This window comes from Hydrogenophaga sp. A37 (genome assembly GCF_002001205.1).
GTDB lineage: Bacteria > Pseudomonadota > Gammaproteobacteria > Burkholderiales > Burkholderiaceae_C > Hydrogenophaga.
Window position 1 is genome coordinate 14,633 of the sequence record NZ_MUNZ01000157.1, and the last position, 15,596, is coordinate 30,228.

Genomic DNA, 15,596 nt, shown 5'->3' on the forward strand with positions numbered 1-15,596 from the left:
TTCGCGTGACCCCCCAGGGGGCGATGCTGGCGGCCCGGCAAAGCCGGTTCCGCGGCATCCTTGCAAAGATTCCCCTCTTTCTGACTGTTGCCTTCTGATCATGAGCACTTCTGATCTGTTTTCGTCTGAACCATCGCCGGCCGAGCTCGCGGCCGAGTTGCGCGCGGTGTTGCACCACCACGCCCACCGCTACTACACATTGGACGACCCGGAGATTCCAGACGCGGAGTACGACCGGCTGTTTCAGGAGCTGCAGGCGCTGGAAACAGCGCACCCTGAACTGCTGACCCCCGACTCGCCGACGCAGCGGGTGATCGGGACCGTGCTCGACGGTTTCACGCCGGTGCGGCATGCGGTACCGATGCTGTCGATCAACACCGAGACCGACACCGAACCCACCGGCGCGCGCAATTTCGACACCCGTGTGCGCCGTGCGCTCGGTCTGACAGCCGCCGATGGACCCGTCGGCTATGTGGCCGAACTCAAGTTCGATGGCTTGGCCATGAGCTTGCGCTATGAAGCGGGTGCGCTGGTGCAAGCGGCGACTCGGGGTGACGGTGAGGTCGGTGAAGATGTGACGAACAACATCAAGACCATCGGACAAGTGCCGCTTCGTCTGCCTGCCAAGGCGCCGCCCGTGCTCGAAGTGCGTGGCGAGGTCTACATGCGTCGCGATGATTTCGACGCGCTCAATGAAAAGCAGCGTGCCAAGATTGCGGCCGGTGCCAAGGGGGAAAAGACCTTCGTCAACCCGCGCAACGCGGCGGCTGGCGCCGTGCGCCAGCTCGACTCCCGCATCGCCGCCCAACGTCCTCTGAGCTTTTTCGCCTACGGTCTGGGCCAGATCACGCTGCCGGAACAGGGTGGCCCTGTGTTTGACAGCCACTTCGACCTGCTCATGCAGCTCAAGGCCTGGGGCTTTCCTGTGGCCGAACAGACCACGCTGGCTCAGGGCGCCGACGAACTGATCGCGTTCCATCAGCGCATCGGTGCGGCGCGCGACCAGTTGCCCTACGACATCGATGGCGTGGTCTACAAGGTCAACTCGCTCGCGCAACAGCGCCAGCTCGGCTTTGTCACGCGCGAGCCGCGCTGGGCCGTGGCACACAAGTACCCGGCGCAGGAGCAACTGACCACGGTGCTCGCCATCGACGTGCAGGTGGGGCGCACCGGCAAGCTCACGCCGGTGGCCAAGCTCGCGCCGGTGTTCGTGGGCAACGTGACAGTCACCAACGCCACGCTGCACAACGAAGACGAAGCGCGCCGCAAGGACGTGCGCGTCGGCGACACGGTGATCGTGCGCCGCGCGGGCGACGTGATCCCTGAGGTGGTGGCGGTGCTGCCCGAAAAACGGCCCGAAGGCGCCCAGGTCTTCACCATGCCGCAGGTCTGCCCGGTGTGCGGCAGCGATGCCGTGCGCGAAGAGGGCGAGGTCGACCACCGCTGCACCGGCGGCCTGTTCTGTGGCGCCCAGCGCAAAGAGGCCTTCCTGCATTTCGCGCACCGCCGCGCGGTGGAGATCGAAGGACTCGGCGACAAACTGGTGGAGCAGCTCGTGGACGCGGGCGTGGTCAAGACCTTGCCCGACCTGTACCGCCTCGGTTTCGCCGCGCTCGCCAGCCTGGACCGCATGGCCGACAAATCGGCGCAGAACATCGTGGCCGCGCTGGAGAAGTCCAAGCACACCACCTTGCCGCGCTTCCTGTTCGGTCTGGGCATCCGCCACGTCGGCGAGACCACGGCCAAAGACCTGGCGCGCCACTTCGGCCGGCTGGACGGCATCATGGACGCCAGCGTCGAACAGTTGCTTGAGGTGAACGATGTGGGCCCGGTGGTGGCGCAGAGCGTGCGCACCTTCTTCGATCAGCCGCACAACCGAGAGGTCGTGGAACAGCTCCGCGCCTGCGGCCTGACCTGGGAAGAGGGCGAACCGGCCGAACGCGCGGTGCTGCCGCTGGCGGGCAAGACCTTTGTGCTGACCGGGACCTTCCCCACGCTCAGCCGCGATCAAGCCAAAGACCTGCTCGAAGCCGCTGGTGCCAAGGTGGCCGGCTCGGTGAGCAAAAAAACCGACTACGTGGTGGCTGGTGCCGAGGCCGGCAGCAAGCTGGACAAGGCACAGGCGCTGGGCGTGCCTGTACTGGACGAAGCGGGCATGCTGGCGCTGTTGGGGCAGCCGCAGGGTTGAACGACCTTCACTTGAACTTGTAGTGGTCGCGGTTCAACACCGCCGCCACGGCGCTGACCTCTTCCGGGAACATCCCCAGGTTCATGGTGGTGTTGCACATTTCCACCATGCCACGCAGCAGGCCGGCGCTGTTGATTTTGCCCATCGGCTTGTACATGGCACTGCCGTCGCCACCGACCTTGCTCACGTGGCAGGCCACACATCGGTGTTCCGCGATCAGTTTTTCGCCCAGCGCGAGATCGGTGCCTTTGTAAATCTCGGCGCCCTGGGCGCTGGCCGCTCCGGAGAACAGGAGGGTGAACAGAGCGGTGCCAATCAGCGTCGTTTTCATGGGTCCTCCTGACAACGGGGTGTCAGCAATTACGGTGGCGGGTATTGAGCCCCACTGTAGCTGCGCCACAATCGCGCGCCATCCGGGCAAAACCCCAAATTCATCTCACCCATGGCCATTCACACGATCCTCAAGATGGGCGACCCCAGGCTGTTGCGGCCCGCGCAACCCGTCACGGCCTTCAACACCCCCGAGCTGCACGGGCTGATCGCCGACATGGAGGAAACCATGGCGGCCGCCCATGGCGCCGGACTGGCCGCGCCTCAGATCGGCGTGGACCTGCAGCTGGTGATCTTCGGCACCGGTGCGACCAACCCCCGTTATCCGGAGGCACCGGTCGTACCGCGCACGGTGCTGATCAACCCGGCGGTCGTGCCGTTGGGCGAGGAAGAGGAAGAGGGCTGGGAGGGCTGCCTGTCGGTGCCCGGCCTGCGCGCCGTGGTGCCCCGCTGGAAGCGCATCCGCTACCAGGGCTTCGCCCCCGATGGCAGCCGGGTGGACCGGGAGGCCGAGGGTTTTCATGCTCGCGTGGTGCAGCACGAATGCGACCACTTGTTGGGCGTGCTCTACCCGATGCGGGTGCGTGATTTCAGCCGCTTTGGCTTCACGGACGTGCTGTTTCCTGGCCTGGACCCGGCCGACGACGACTGAAGTGAAACACCCCCCGCGCCGCTCCGCGTCACCCCCCTCTCTCGCCTTCGGCGGGAGGGGGACGGCACTGGCCGTCCGGCAAAGCCGGCCCGGCGGTGCCCCTGGGTTGCACCGTTTCATGCGTCGGGGTGGCGCTCCGGCGCCGTGAAAAACGGATGCGGCCTGTGTGCCGCCAGCAGATGGTGCTGAAACAGTTGCAAAAAAGTTACCAAAAGAAGATCGAAACCTGTCTGAAACAAACCGACACGTTCGTCGTGTGAAATCAACTAGAGTGTTTTCCCTTACCCCTACCGACCAAGGACCTGAATTGATGATGCGAACGTTTGCCGTGGTGGTCAGTGCGGCCGTGCTGAGCGGGTGTGCGGTGACCCAGCCGCCGGACCAACCGGCTGAGCCGCTGCCGGGTGCGTGGTACGCGCCGCCCCTGCCGCACCAGGGGCAAGCCGCCTCCCTCACCGACTGGTGGACCCAGCTCGGTGACCCGGCGTTGGCTGGGTTGATCGCCCAGGCGCAGGCGCGCAGCGCCAGCGTGGCGTCGGCCCGCGCTCAGGTGGCGTCGGCACGCGCCGCTCTCGCCGGTGCCGACAGCGCGGCTGGCCCACAACTCGCCGCCGTGGCGAGCGCCTCTCGTGGCGTGGCGCAGGGCACTCCGCTGGGCACCGCCTTGGGCGCGGGTGTTCAGGCGTCGTGGGCGCTGGATGTGTGGGGGCAGAACGCCGCCAGCGTGCGGCAGGCCAGCGCCCAGCAAGACGCGGCCAACGCCGGCTGGCACGAAGCGCGCGTGCTGGTGGCGGCCGAAACGGCGCGCCTCTACCAGGGGCACCGCGCCTGCCGCGTGCAACTCGAGATCACGCGGGGCGATCAACAATCGCGCCGCGCCACCGCCGACAGCGCTGGAGTATCAGAGCGCGCTGGTCTCACCGCGCCCGCCGTGTCGGCTCTGGCCCGCGCCAGCAACGCCGACGCCGAGGGCCGCCTGGCCCAGCAGACCAGCCAGTGCGAACAACAACTCAAGGCGCTGGTGGCGCTCACGGGCGAAGCCGAGCCCGCGCTGCGCGAGCGCCTGGGCGCCACCAGCGCGCTCTCGGACCCTCAGCGCATGGCCGAGCGCCTGAGCGTGGGCGCCGTGCCGGCCGACGTCATCCGCCAGCGGCCCGACGTGGCGCGCATTCAGCGCGAGCTGGCGGCGGCCGCCGAAGGGGTGGGCGTGGCGCGCGCCGCACTGTGGCCCAGCCTGAGCCTGTCGGGCAGCTGGTTGCGCAACCGCTTTTCCACCAGCGCGGGCGACACCACGTTCAACACCTGGTCCGTCGGCCCGCTCACTGTGAGCCTGCCGCTGACCGGGCGCGGTGGGCTGAACGCCGCCGCCGACGCGGCCCAGGCGCGCTACGAAGCGGCGGGCCTCGCCTACGCCGCCACGCTGCGCCAGGCCGTGGCCGAGGTGGAGCAGTCGCTGGTGGCCCTCTCGGCGTTGCAGCAACAGCAGTCGTCCAACCACGACGCGGTGTCCGGCTACACCCGGTCCTTCGACGCCACGCAGGCGCGTTACCGTGTCGGCCTGGCCAACCTCAACGAGCTGGAAGAAGCGCGCCGCCTCAAGCTCAACGCCGACAGCAGCGCGGTCACGCTGCAACTGGAACAGCTCAATACCTGGATTGCTTTGTACATCGCCCTGGGTGGCGGCTTTGATCCCCAGGTCACCCCCGAACCCGTCCGGAAACCTTCATGAACGCCATGTCTTCTACTTCCTCCGCCGGTCTGCGCCGGCTCAGCTGGGCTGCACTGTCTGCGGCCCTGATCGTGGCCGGTTGCAGCAAGCCCGCCGAGGGTGGAGCGGGTGCTGCTTCCGCAGCCGCTGCGCCCGCGCCGACCGACGAGGCGGCCCCGGCCACCGCGCCCAAGCCGGCCATGACGGTGTCGGTGGCCAAACCCACGACCGACACCTTGCTGCTCCAACTGCAGGCCAATGGCAACATCGCCGCCTGGCAGGAAGCCAGTGTGGGGGCCGAACTGCCCGGCCTGCGCCTGGCCACGGTGAACGTCAACATCGGTGACGCTGTGCGCAAGGGGCAGGTGCTCGCCACGTTCGCGCGCGAAACCACGGCTGCCGAAAGCCTGCAAGGCAAGGCCAGCGTGATGCAGGCCGAGGCCGCATTCGAGAACGCCAAAGCCGACGCCGACCGGGCACGTTCGATCCAGGACACGGGTGCCCTGTCGCAGTCGCAGATTGCGCAGTACCTGACGCAGGAAAAGGTCACCCGGGCACAGTGGGAAGCCGCGAAGGCAGCGTACGCCGCCAGCCAGGTGCGGCTGGGCAACACCCAGGTGCTCGCGCCGGACGACGGCGTGATTTCCGCGCGCACCGCCACGGTGGGTGCAGTGGCCGGCGCTGGCCAGGAACTGTTCCGGCTGGTGCGCCAGAGCCGCATGGAATGGCACGCCGAGGTGACGCCGTCCGAGGTGGGCCGCATCAAAGTCGGGCAGAAGGTGGACGTGACCGCCGCCAGCGGCCTGGAAGTCAAAGGGACGGTGCGCGCCATCGCGCCCACGGCCGACCCGCAGACCCGCAACGTGCTGGTGTTCGCCGACCTGCCGCGCCACACCGAGCTCAAGGCCGGCACCTTTGCACGCGGCCGCTTTTTGATCGGGGAAAGCCAGGCGCTCACCGTGCCGGGCCAGGCCATCGTCGTGCGCGACGGCCACAACTATGTGTTTGTGGTCGGTGCCGACAACAAGGCGGTCCAGCGCAAGGTGGAGACCGGCCGCCGTGTGGGCGAGCGTGTGGAACTGCTGCAAGGTCTCAAGGCCGAAGAGGCCGTGGCGGTGCAGGGCGCAGGTTTCCTGAACGAGGGTGACCTCGTGAAGATTGTTCAGTAAAGGGCAGACCATGAACGTTTCCGCTTGGTCGATACGAAACCCCATTCCGGCGGCGATGCTGTTCGTCATGCTCACGCTCGCCGGCCTGTTTTCATTCCAGGCGATGAAGGTGCAGAACTTCCCCGACCTGGACGTTCCCAACATCACCATCGTCGCCAGCCTGCCGGGCGCCGCGCCCAATCAGCTTGAAAACGATGTCGCGCGCAAGATCGAAAACAGCCTCGCCTCGCTGCAGGGCCTGAAACACATCTACACCAAGGTGCAGGACGGCACGGTGTCCATCACCGCCGAATTCCGCATCGAGAAGGCCACCCAGGAAGCGCTGGACGACGTGCGCTCGGCCGTGGCCAAGGTGCGGGGTGACCTGCCGACCGACCTGCGCGAACCCATCATCAACAAGCTGGAGTTGGCCGGTGGCGCGGTGCTGGCCTACACGGTGCGCTCGGACAAGATGGACGACGAAGCCGTGTCGTGGTTTGTCGACAACGACGTGGCCAAGCTGCTTCTCTCGGTGCCCGGCGTCGGCGCGATCAACCGCGTGGGTGGCGTGAACCGCGAGGTGCAGATCCTGCTCGACCCGCTCAAACTGCAGTCGTTGGGCGCCACGGCGGCCGACATCTCCCGGCAACTGGCCAAGGTGCAGATCGAGAGTGCGGGTGGCCGCGCCGACATCGGCGGCAGCCAGCAACCGCTGCGCACGCTCTCGTCCCTGAAATCGGCCGAGGAACTGGCAGCGCTGGAGCTGTCGTTGTCCGACGGTCGGCGCATCCGCCTGGACCAGATCGCCAGCGTGAAAGACACCATCGCCGACCCCACGGCCGCAGCCTTCCTCGACGGAAAGCCGGTGGTGGGCTTCGAGGTGGCGCGCAGCAAAGGCGCCAGCGAGGTCGAGGTTGGCCACGGTGTACGCGACAAGCTGAAGGCCCTGCAGGCCAGCCGGCCGGACCTGCAGATCACCGAGTCCTTTGACTTCGTGACCCCGGTGGAAGACGAGTTCAACGCCTCCATGACGCTGCTGTACGAAGGCGCCTTGCTCGCCGTGCTGGTGGTCTGGCTGTTCCTGCGCGACTTCCGTGCCACGGTGGTGTCGGCCGTGGCGCTGCCGCTGTCGGCCATCCCTGCCTTCATCGGCATGCACTACCTGGGCTTCACCATCAACGTGGTGACGCTGCTGGCGCTGTCGCTGGTGGTCGGCATCCTGGTGGACGACGCCATCGTCGAGGTCGAGAACATCGTGCGCCACATGCGCATGGGCAAGACGCCGTACCAGGCCTCGATGGAAGCGGCCGACGAGATCGGCATGGCCGTGATCGCCACCACCTTCACGCTGATCGCGGTGTTCCTCCCCACGGCCTTCATGTCGGGCATTCCGGGCAAGTTTTTCAAGCAGTTCGGCTGGACGGCGGCCCTTGCCGTGTTCGCCTCGCTGGTGGTGGCGCGCGCGCTCACACCGATGATGGCGGCGTACATCATGCGGCCCTTTGTGCTGGCCAAAGACCGTCCTCAATGGGCGCGCAAGAACGCCTTCTTCGGACGCATCTGGGCCTGGATGAACAACCAGGAAGAGCCGGCCTGGCTGCGCACCTACCAAGGCTGGGCCGCCTGGTGCATCCGCCACCGGTGGGTCACGATGTTCCTGGCCGGCGCCTTTTTCATCGGCTCCATCATGCTGGTGCCGCTGCTGCCGCAGGGCTTCATCCCGGCCGACGACAACTCGCAGACGCAGGTCTACCTGGAGCTGCCGCCCGGCGCCACGCTGAAGCAGACCGTGGCCACGGCCGAACACGCGCGCGTGCTGGTCAACGGGGTGAAGCACGTGAAGTCGGTCTACACCACCATTGGCTCCGGCTCGGCGGGCACCGACCCGTTTGCGCCGCAGGGTGCGGCCGAGTCGCGCAAGGCGGCGCTGACCATCCAGCTCGATGCACGGGGCGAGCGCCCGCGCAAACAGGTGATCGAAAACCAGTTGCGCGAGGCCATGTCCAACCTGCCTGGGGTGCGCAGCAAAGTGGGGCTGGGTGGTTCGGGGGAAAAATACATCCTCACGCTCACGGGCAACGACGCCAATGCGCTGTCCACCGCCGCGCGCGCCATCGAGCGCGACCTGCGCACGATCAGCGGCGTGGGCAGCATCCAGTCATCGGCCGCACTGGTGCGCACCGAAATCAACGTGACACCCGATCTGGAACGCGCCGCCGACCTGGGGGTGACCAGCAGCGCGATCGCGGAAACCTTGCGCATCGCGACGGTGGGCGACTACGACAGCGCGCTGCCCAAGCTCAACCTGCCGCAGCGTCAGGTGCCCATCGTCGTGAAACTCCAAGCCGACGCACGTGAAAACCTGGACGTGCTCGGCCGTCTGGCCGTGCCCGGCTCGCGAGGCCCTGTGATGCTCAGCCAGGTCGCCAACCTGGCATTCGGCGGCGGCCCCGCCGTGATCGATCGCTACGACCGCTCGCGCAACATCAACTTCGAGGTCGAACTCGCCGGCATCGCGCTGGGCGACATGAAAACCGCCGTGGACGCGCTGCCCAGCATCCAGAACCTGCCGCCGGGTGTGACGGTGCTGGAGATCGGTGATGCCGAGGTGCAGGGTGAGCTGTTCGCAAGCTTCGGCCTGGCCATGCTGACCGGTGTGCTGTGCATCTACATCGTGCTGGTGCTGTTGTTCAAGGCCTTCTTGCACCCGTTCACGATTCTGGCGGCACTGCCGCTCTCGCTGGGCGGGGCTTTCGTGGCGCTGTTGCTGACCAACAAGGCGTTTTCCATGCCTTCGCTGATAGGCCTGATCATGCTCATGGGCGTGGCGACGAAAAACTCCATCCTGCTGGTGGAGTACGCCATCGAAGCGAGACGCCTGCACGGTATGAACCGCCTGGACGCGATCCTCGACGCCTGCCACAAGCGCGCCCGCCCTATCGTGATGACCACCATCGCCATGGGCGCCGGCATGTTGCCGATTGCCGTGGGTTGGGGTTCGGCCGACAGCAGCTTCCGCTCGCCGATGGCGGTGGCCGTGATCGGCGGCCTGATCACCTCAACCTTCCTGAGCCTGCTGGTGATCCCCGCGGTGTTCACGATCGTGGACGACGTGTCGCTGTGGTTCGGCCGGTTGTTCAGGCAGAAGCCGTCGCCGACGGTGCCTGCCCAGCTGAGCGAGGTCTGACCGGCCCGTTGAGGCTCTCACACCACGGTGGTTCGACGGTCGAGGCGCTGCCGGGGGGCCCTCAGCCCTCCAGAATTTCCAGCAGCTCCGTCTCGATCTCGATCTGGCGCTTGTTCATCTGCAACTCGCGCCCGCTGAGCAAGAAGGTGTCTTCCACCCGCTCGCCCAGCGTTGTGACTTTCGCGAGTTGCACGCTGATCTCGTGCTGAGCGAGCACGCGCGAGATGCAATAGAGCAGGCCGGCACGGTCGCTGGCCGAAACGCTCAACAGCCAGCGCTGGGCCTTTTCGTCGGGACGCAGGTCCACGCGGGGCGTGATCGGGAAGCTCTTGACCCGTCGCGACAGGCGCCCTTTGCTGGGCGGGGGCAACGGGCCGCGCTGGTCGATGGTGCTGGCCAGGTTGTTTTCGACCATGGCGATCAGCTCGCGGTAGTGGTCCGAGAGCGTGGGCGCCACGACCTGGAAGGTGTCGAGCGCGTGGCCGGTCATGGTGGTGTGGATGCGCGCATCCAGGATGCTGAAGCCAGCGTTGTCGAAGTAGCCGCAGATGCGCGCAAACAGGTCGTTCTGGTCGGGCGCGTACACCAGCACCTGTACGCCCTCACCCTCGGGGGAGAGGCGGGCGCGCACGATGGCGGCGTCGGGCTCAGGAGGTGCTGCCGGAGCTGCGGTCGTTGCTTCGGCGCGCGCGTTGATCGCGATCTGGCGGGTGAGCACGCGGGTGTGCCAGGCGATCTCGTCGGCCTGGTGGCGCATGAAATAGCCGACGTCCAACGTGTCCCAGAGCGCTTTGTGGGCCAGGTGGGGCAGGGCATGCAGCGCGAGCATCGACAGGGCTTCGCGCTTGCGCGACTCGATCACGGCGTCCGGGTCGGGCGCGCGGCCGCCGAGGGCGCGCAGGGTGTAGCGGTACAGGTCTTCGAGCAGCTTGCCCTTCCAGGCGTTCCAGACCTTGGGACTGGTGCCACGGATGTCGGCCACGGTGAGCAAATACAGCGCGGTGAGGTAGCGCTCGTTGCCCACACGCTTCGCAAACGCGCTGATAACGTCTGGGTCGCTCAGGTCTTCCTTCTGTGCCATGCGGCTCATGGTCAGGTGCTCGGACACCAGAAACTCGATCAGCTTCGCGTCTTCGCGGTCGATCCCGTGCTGGCGGCAGAAGACGCGCACGTCTTTGGCGCCGAGGTCAGAATGATCGCCGCCGCGCCCTTTGGCGATGTCGTGGAACAGCGCCGCGATGTAGAAGATCCACGGCTTGTCCCAGCCGGCCGCCAGTTGCGAGCAGAAGGGGTACTCGTGTGAATGTTCGGCGATGAAGAAGCGGCGCACATTGCGCAGCACCATCAGGATGTGTTGGTCCACGGTGTAGACGTGGAACAGGTCGTGCTGCATCTGCCCCACGATGTGTCGGAACACCCAAAGATAGCGCCCGAGCACCGAGGTCTGGTTCATCAGGCGCAGGGCGTGCGTGATGCCGTCGTTCTGCCGCAGGATCTGCATGAACGTGGTGCGGTTGGCCGGGTCGGCGCGGAACTTCGCGTTCATGATCGGGCGCGCGTTGTACAGCGCGCGCAGCGTGCGGGCCGACAGGCCTTTGATGCCCACCGTGGTCTGGTAGATCAGGAAGGTTTCCAGGATGGCGTGCGGCTGCTGAACATAGAGGTGGTCGCTCGCGACCTCCAGCATGCCGGCCTTGTCGAAGAAGCGCTCGTTGATCGGGCGCATGCGGTCCACCCCCATCTCGTCGCTGTTGAGGCGTTCTTCGATGTTGAGCAACAAGATCTGGTTGAGCTGGGTCACGGCCTTGGCCGCCCAGTAGTAGCGCTTCATCAGCTGTTCGCTGGCGCGGCGCGCCATGCGCACGGTGGGCATTGCCAGGGCACCGCCCGAGGTGATTACTGCAGGCACTTCCGCCTTGAAACCAAACGACTCGGCCACCGCCGTCTGCAGGTCGAACACCAGGCGGTCTTCGCGCCGGTTGGCCAAGAGGTGCAGGCGCGCCCGGATCAGGCTCAGCAGCGCCTCATTGGCCTTGATCTGGCGTGCTTCCAGCGGCGTGGCCAAGCCTTTGCGGGCGAGCTCGTCCCAGCTGCGACCCAGACCGGCCGCCTTCGCCACCCAGAGGAGCACCTGCAGGTCGCGCAAGCCACCGGGCGACTCCTTGCAGTTGGGCTCCAGCGAGTAGGGGGTGTTTTCGAACTTGTTGTGCCGCTGGCGCATCTCCAATGACTTCGCCACAAAGAAGGCCTTGGGGTCCATGGCCTCGCCGAGCTGGTTGACGAGGGTGTTGAACTGGGTCTTGGAGCCGGTGATGAGCCGGCATTCGAGCAACGAGGTCTGCACCGTCACGTCGCGGCCGGCTTCATCGGCGCATTCGGCAACGGTACGCACGCTGGAACCGATCTCCAGGCCCACGTCCCAGCACGACCCGATGAACCCTTCGATGCGCTCCTTGAGCGTGGTGTCCGCCTCGGGCGAAGCACCATCGGGCAGGAGCACCAACACGTCGACGTCGGAGTTGGGAAACAGCTCACCCCGACCGTAGCCGCCCGCGGCGATCAGTGCGTGCCCGGGGCCAAAACCGGCCGTTTCCCAGAGCTTGCGCAGGGTCTGGTCGGTCAGGCGCGCCAGGTGCTGCAGCGCCTGCCGCACGCCGCGGGTGGAGGACCCTTGCAAACCCAGGTTGGCGAGCAACGAAGCCTTGTCGCTGCGGTACTGCAGGCGCAGGGCGCCGATTTCGCCTTTGGCGTCACCCATGCGCGGTCTCCCCGGGTTCAGCAGCTGGTGGTGGTGACGAATGCCGGCAGCGGCGGACTGCCGGCCGAAAGCGTCAACACCTCGTAGCCGGTGGGCGTGACGAGGATGGTGTGTTCCCACTGAGCGGACAGCGAGCGGTCCTTGGTGACGATGGTCCAGCCGTCGCCCTGTTCCTTGATGTCGCGCTTGCCCGCGTTGATCATGGGCTCAATGGTGAAGGTCATGCCAGGCTTGAGCTCTTCCAGGGTACCCGGGCGGCCGTAATGCAGCACCTGCGGCTCTTCGTGGAAGCGCTGGCCGATGCCATGGCCGCAGAACTCGCGCACCACCGAATAGCCATTGCCCTCGGCAAAGACCTGGATCGCGTGGCCGATGTCGCCCAGGCGAACGCCGGGCTTGACCATCACGATGCCTTTCCACATGGCCTCGAAGGTGACCAGGGAGAGGCGGCGGGCCTGCACGCTGCAGGCCGCTTCGCCGCCGATCAGGAACATGCGGCTGTTGTCGCCGTACCAGCCTTCGGGCGTGATGACCGTGACGTCCACGTTGAGGATGTCGCCTTTTTTCAGCGGCTTCTCGTTCGGGATGCCGTGGCACACGACCTGGTTGATCGAGGTGCAGAGGTGGCCGGGGTAGGGCGGGTAGCCGCTGGGCTGGTAGCCGATGGTGGCCGAACGCGTGCCCTGCTGCTTCATGTAGTCGGCAGAGAGGCGGTCGATCTCAAGGGTGGTCACGCCGGGCTGGATGTGGGGCGTGAGAAAGTCCAGCACTTCAGAGGCCAGACGGCAGGCCGTGCGCATGCCGGCGATACCGGCTTCGTCTTTGTAGGTGATGCTCATGGGCGCAATTATCCCGCGGAGAGAAACGGTTTGAAACGGAAGGGGACATACCAGCCCTTTTCGCCATGTGCCTCCCTATACTCGCCCACTTTCAACACTCTACTGAGACCATCACAATGAAGAAACTGCATGTCGTGGGTTTGTCGCTGGCACTGCTGTCGGGCTCGGCCATGGCACAAGGTGTGGGCGTGTACGGCGTGGCTGGCACGGGCGGCCTCGGTGTCGGCCTGAACCTGCCGATCGGCCCGGCCTTCGGCCTGCGCGGTGAACTGGCCAGCCTGACCGAGTCGGACACCTACACCGAAGACCAGATCACCTACAAGGGCGACCTGAAGCTGAAGGGCAACGGCGTCTTCGCCGACTTCCGTCCCTTCATGGGCACGTTCCGCCTGGTGGGTGGCGTGACCTTCGCTGGCTCAGCGGCGGCGCTGGACGCCCAGGCCACCAACGGCACAGTGACCATCGACGGTCAGACGTTCAATGCTGCGGGCAACTCGCTGCGAGCCAACATCAAGTACCCCAGCAACATGCCGTACGTGGGCGTGGGTTGGGGTCATGGCAGGTTCAATGAGCCGGGCTGGACCTTTGGTCTGGACCTGGGCGTGTCGATCGGCAAACCCAAGGTGTCGCTGGTGGGCTCCGGCGGCCTGCTCGCCCAGCCGGGCGCATCCGCGGCCATCGCGGCCGAAGAGCGCAAGGTGCAGGACGACCTGAACAGCGCCCGGGTACTGCCGGTGATCAAGGTGAGCGTCGGCTACCAGTTCTGATCCCCCTGCGCCGCCTGCGGCGTCACCCCCCAAGGGGGCGCCAGCAGCGGCCCGGCGAAGCCGGTTCCGCGCTGGCCTGGTGGTCGATGGCTCGCGCGTCATGCCGTGATCCGGCAGGGCGCCCCGGGTAAAATCCCGGGTTTCCACCCATCCCCCGGGCCACCCTGCGCCCGACAGCCCCAAGGCCACCCACCGTGACCCTGCATCTGCGCTTCTTCGAAGGCGGCAACGCCGTCAGCGACTTTAAAGTCCAGCAACTCCTGCCCCGCCTGCAAGCGGTTTCCAACAAGATCACGTGCCTCTCGGCCCGCTTCGTGCATCTGGCGTCGTTCGACGCCGAGCCCGACGCAGCCACCCTGGAGCGCGTGGGCCAGTTGATGACCTATGGCGAACCCGCCACCGAGGTGCATCTCACCCTTGAAAAGGCCGGTGCACCCGCGCTGCTGGTGATGCCGCGACTGGGCACCGTGTCGCCTTGGGCGTCGAAGGCCACCGACATCGCCCACAACTGCGGTCTGGCGCTGCACCGCGTCGAGCGGCTGGTCGAATTCCGCATCGGCTTGAAGAGTGGCCTCACTTCGGCCATTTTGGGCAAGACCAGCCTGAGTACAGAGCAATTGCGCGCCGTGGCCGACGTGTTGCACGACCGCATGACCGAGGCCGTGACCACCGAGCGCAGCCAGGCCGAAGCCCTGTTCACGGAGCTGCACCCCGAGCCGATGGCTCACGTGAACGTGCTGGGTGGGGGCCGGGCCGCGTTGGAGAAGGCCAATGTCGACTGGGGCCTGGCCCTGGCCGACGACGAAATCGACTACCTGGTCAATGCCTTCAACGGGCTGAAGCGCAACCCGACCGACGTCGAGCTGATGATGTTTGCGCAAGCCAACAGCGAGCACTGCCGCCACAAAATCTTCAACGCGCAGTTCACCATCGACGGCGTGGCGCAGGACAAGAGCCTGTTCGGCATGATCCGGCACACGCACCAGACCTCGCCGCAACACACCATCGTCGCGTACTCCGACAACGCGTCGATCATGGAAGGTCACCAGCTGGAGCGCTTCGTGGCCCGCGCGGGTGCCGATGCGTCGCCCGCCTACGAAGCAGAGGCCGCCACCCACCACATCCTGATGAAGGTGGAAACCCACAACCACCCGACCGCGATTTCCCCGTTTCCTGGCGCCTCCACCGGCGCAGGCGGCGAGATTCGAGACGAGGGCGCCACTGGCCGTGGCTCCAAGCCCAAGGCCGGCCTGACTGGCTTCACCGTCTCCAAGCTCTGGGGCGGCCTGAGCGACCAGCCGGGCGGCAAACCCGAGCACATCGCCAGTCCGCTGCAGATCATGACCGAGGGCCCGCTGGGCGGCGCCGCGTTCAACAACGAGTTCGGCCGCCCGAACCTGCTGGGCTACTTCCGCGAATACGAGCAGGACGTGGGCGGCGTGACCCGCGGTTACCACAAGCCCATCATGATCGCGGGCGGCCTGGGCCAGATCGACGCCGGTCAGACCAAGAAAGTCGACTTCCCCGCAGGCTCCTTGCTCATCCAGCTCGGCGGCCCGGGCATGAAGATCGGCATGGGCGGCAGCGCGGCCAGCTCCATGGCCAGCGGCACCAACGCCGCTTCGCTCGACTTCGACTCGGTGCAGCGCGGCAACCCCGAGATCGAGCGCCGCGCGCAGGAGGTCATCAACCACTGCTGGGCGCAGGGCGAAAAGAACCCGGTGCTGTTCATCCACGACGTGGGCGCGGGTGGCTTGTCCAACGCCTTCCCCGAGCTGACCAACGACGCCGGCCGGGGCGCGCGCTTCGACCTGCGCGCCGTGCCGCTGGAAGAGAGCGGTCTGGCGCCCAAGGAAATCTGGTGCAACGAGAGCCAGGAACGCTACGTGCTGGCCATCGCGCCCGAGTCGCTCCCCCAGTTCAAGGCGTTTTGCGAGCGCGAGCGCTGCCCGTTCTCGGTGGTTGGCGTGGCGACTGAAGAGCGGCACCTGACCGTGGGCGCTGTGGACTTGCCCCTTC

At 66.5% G+C, this 15,596-nt stretch carries 10 protein-coding genes; 7 read left to right on the forward strand and 3 right to left on the reverse strand.

Translation table 11 applies throughout. From position 1 onward, the window contains the following. Positions 1-100: 100 nt before the first annotated feature. A complete protein-coding gene (ligA, locus tag B0E41_RS21710) occupies positions 101-2,188 on the forward strand; it encodes an NAD-dependent DNA ligase LigA (RefSeq protein ID WP_077334374.1) in 2,088 nt (695 codons plus the stop codon). Between the two features lie 7 nt (positions 2,189-2,195). Here the strand turns inward: ligA and B0E41_RS21715 are convergent, their stop codons facing one another. Beyond that, positions 2,196-2,519, reverse strand: coding sequence for a hypothetical protein (locus B0E41_RS21715; protein ID WP_077334376.1), 324 nt, complete (start codon positions 2,517-2,519; stop codon positions 2,196-2,198). A 111-nt stretch (positions 2,520-2,630) separates the two neighbouring features. Here B0E41_RS21715 and def point away from each other — a divergent pair, with 111 nt between their 5' ends. From def to B0E41_RS21735, 4 genes are all read left to right on the forward strand, one after another. After that, the gene (gene def, locus B0E41_RS21720; protein WP_077334378.1) at positions 2,631-3,170 is read left to right on the forward strand and encodes a peptide deformylase; all 540 of its coding nucleotides are present in this window, start codon (positions 2,631-2,633) and stop codon (positions 3,168-3,170) included. A 313-nt stretch (positions 3,171-3,483) separates the two neighbouring features. Further along, positions 3,484-4,899 (forward strand): efflux transporter outer membrane subunit, encoded by a 1,416-nt coding sequence (locus tag B0E41_RS21725; RefSeq protein WP_253195073.1) that lies wholly within the window; start codon positions 3,484-3,486, stop codon positions 4,897-4,899. Between the two features lie 5 nt (positions 4,900-4,904). Next, on the forward strand, positions 4,905-6,047 hold the full coding sequence (locus B0E41_RS21730; RefSeq protein WP_171984844.1) for an efflux RND transporter periplasmic adaptor subunit: 1,143 nt from the start codon (positions 4,905-4,907) through the stop codon (positions 6,045-6,047). A gap of 10 nt (positions 6,048-6,057) precedes the next feature. Next, positions 6,058-9,213: an efflux RND transporter permease subunit gene (locus tag B0E41_RS21735; RefSeq protein ID WP_077334384.1), complete on the forward strand. Its 3,156-nt coding sequence runs from the start codon at positions 6,058-6,060 to the stop codon at positions 9,211-9,213. Positions 9,214-9,274: 61 nt separating this feature from the next. Here B0E41_RS21735 and B0E41_RS21740 read toward each other — a convergent pair whose 3' ends face one another. Both B0E41_RS21740 and map read right to left on the reverse strand, forming a co-directional pair. Beyond that, positions 9,275-11,971 (reverse strand): [protein-PII] uridylyltransferase, encoded by a 2,697-nt coding sequence (locus B0E41_RS21740; protein WP_077334386.1) that lies wholly within the window; start codon positions 11,969-11,971, stop codon positions 9,275-9,277. Between the two features lie 17 nt (positions 11,972-11,988). Next, a complete protein-coding gene (gene map, locus B0E41_RS21745; protein WP_077334388.1) occupies positions 11,989-12,810 on the reverse strand; it encodes a type I methionyl aminopeptidase in 822 nt (273 codons plus the stop codon). A 116-nt stretch (positions 12,811-12,926) separates the two neighbouring features. Here map and B0E41_RS21750 point away from each other — a divergent pair, with 116 nt between their 5' ends. Both B0E41_RS21750 and purL read left to right on the forward strand, forming a co-directional pair. Then, on the forward strand, positions 12,927-13,577 hold the full coding sequence (locus B0E41_RS21750) for a hypothetical protein (protein WP_077334390.1): 651 nt from the start codon (positions 12,927-12,929) through the stop codon (positions 13,575-13,577). 194 nt (positions 13,578-13,771) lie between these two features. Beyond that, positions 13,772-15,596, forward strand: a 1,825-nt coding sequence (purL, locus tag B0E41_RS21755) for a phosphoribosylformylglycinamidine synthase (RefSeq protein WP_077334392.1), incomplete at its 3' end; no start/stop codon positions are given.

What these genes read in the sequence shown, in the direction of transcription:
- ligA (WP_077334374.1), top strand. Translation starts at nt 101, where the DNA reads ATGAGCACTTCTGATCTGTTTTCGTCTGAACCATCGCCGGCCGAGCTC.
- B0E41_RS21715 (WP_077334376.1), bottom strand. Translation starts at nt 2,519, where the DNA reads ATGAAAACGACGCTGATTGGCACCGCTCTGTTCACCCTCCTGTTCTCC.
- def (WP_077334378.1), top strand. Translation starts at nt 2,631, where the DNA reads ATGGCCATTCACACGATCCTCAAGATGGGCGACCCCAGGCTGTTGCGG.
- B0E41_RS21725 (WP_253195073.1), top strand. Translation starts at nt 3,484, where the DNA reads ATGCGAACGTTTGCCGTGGTGGTCAGTGCGGCCGTGCTGAGCGGGTGT.
- B0E41_RS21730 (WP_171984844.1), top strand. Translation starts at nt 4,905, where the DNA reads ATGTCTTCTACTTCCTCCGCCGGTCTGCGCCGGCTCAGCTGGGCTGCA.
- B0E41_RS21735 (WP_077334384.1), top strand. Translation starts at nt 6,058, where the DNA reads ATGAACGTTTCCGCTTGGTCGATACGAAACCCCATTCCGGCGGCGATG.
- B0E41_RS21740 (WP_077334386.1), bottom strand. Translation starts at nt 11,971, where the DNA reads ATGGGTGACGCCAAAGGCGAAATCGGCGCCCTGCGCCTGCAGTACCGC.
- map (WP_077334388.1), bottom strand. Translation starts at nt 12,810, where the DNA reads ATGAGCATCACCTACAAAGACGAAGCCGGTATCGCCGGCATGCGCACG.
- B0E41_RS21750 (WP_077334390.1), top strand. Translation starts at nt 12,927, where the DNA reads ATGAAGAAACTGCATGTCGTGGGTTTGTCGCTGGCACTGCTGTCGGGC.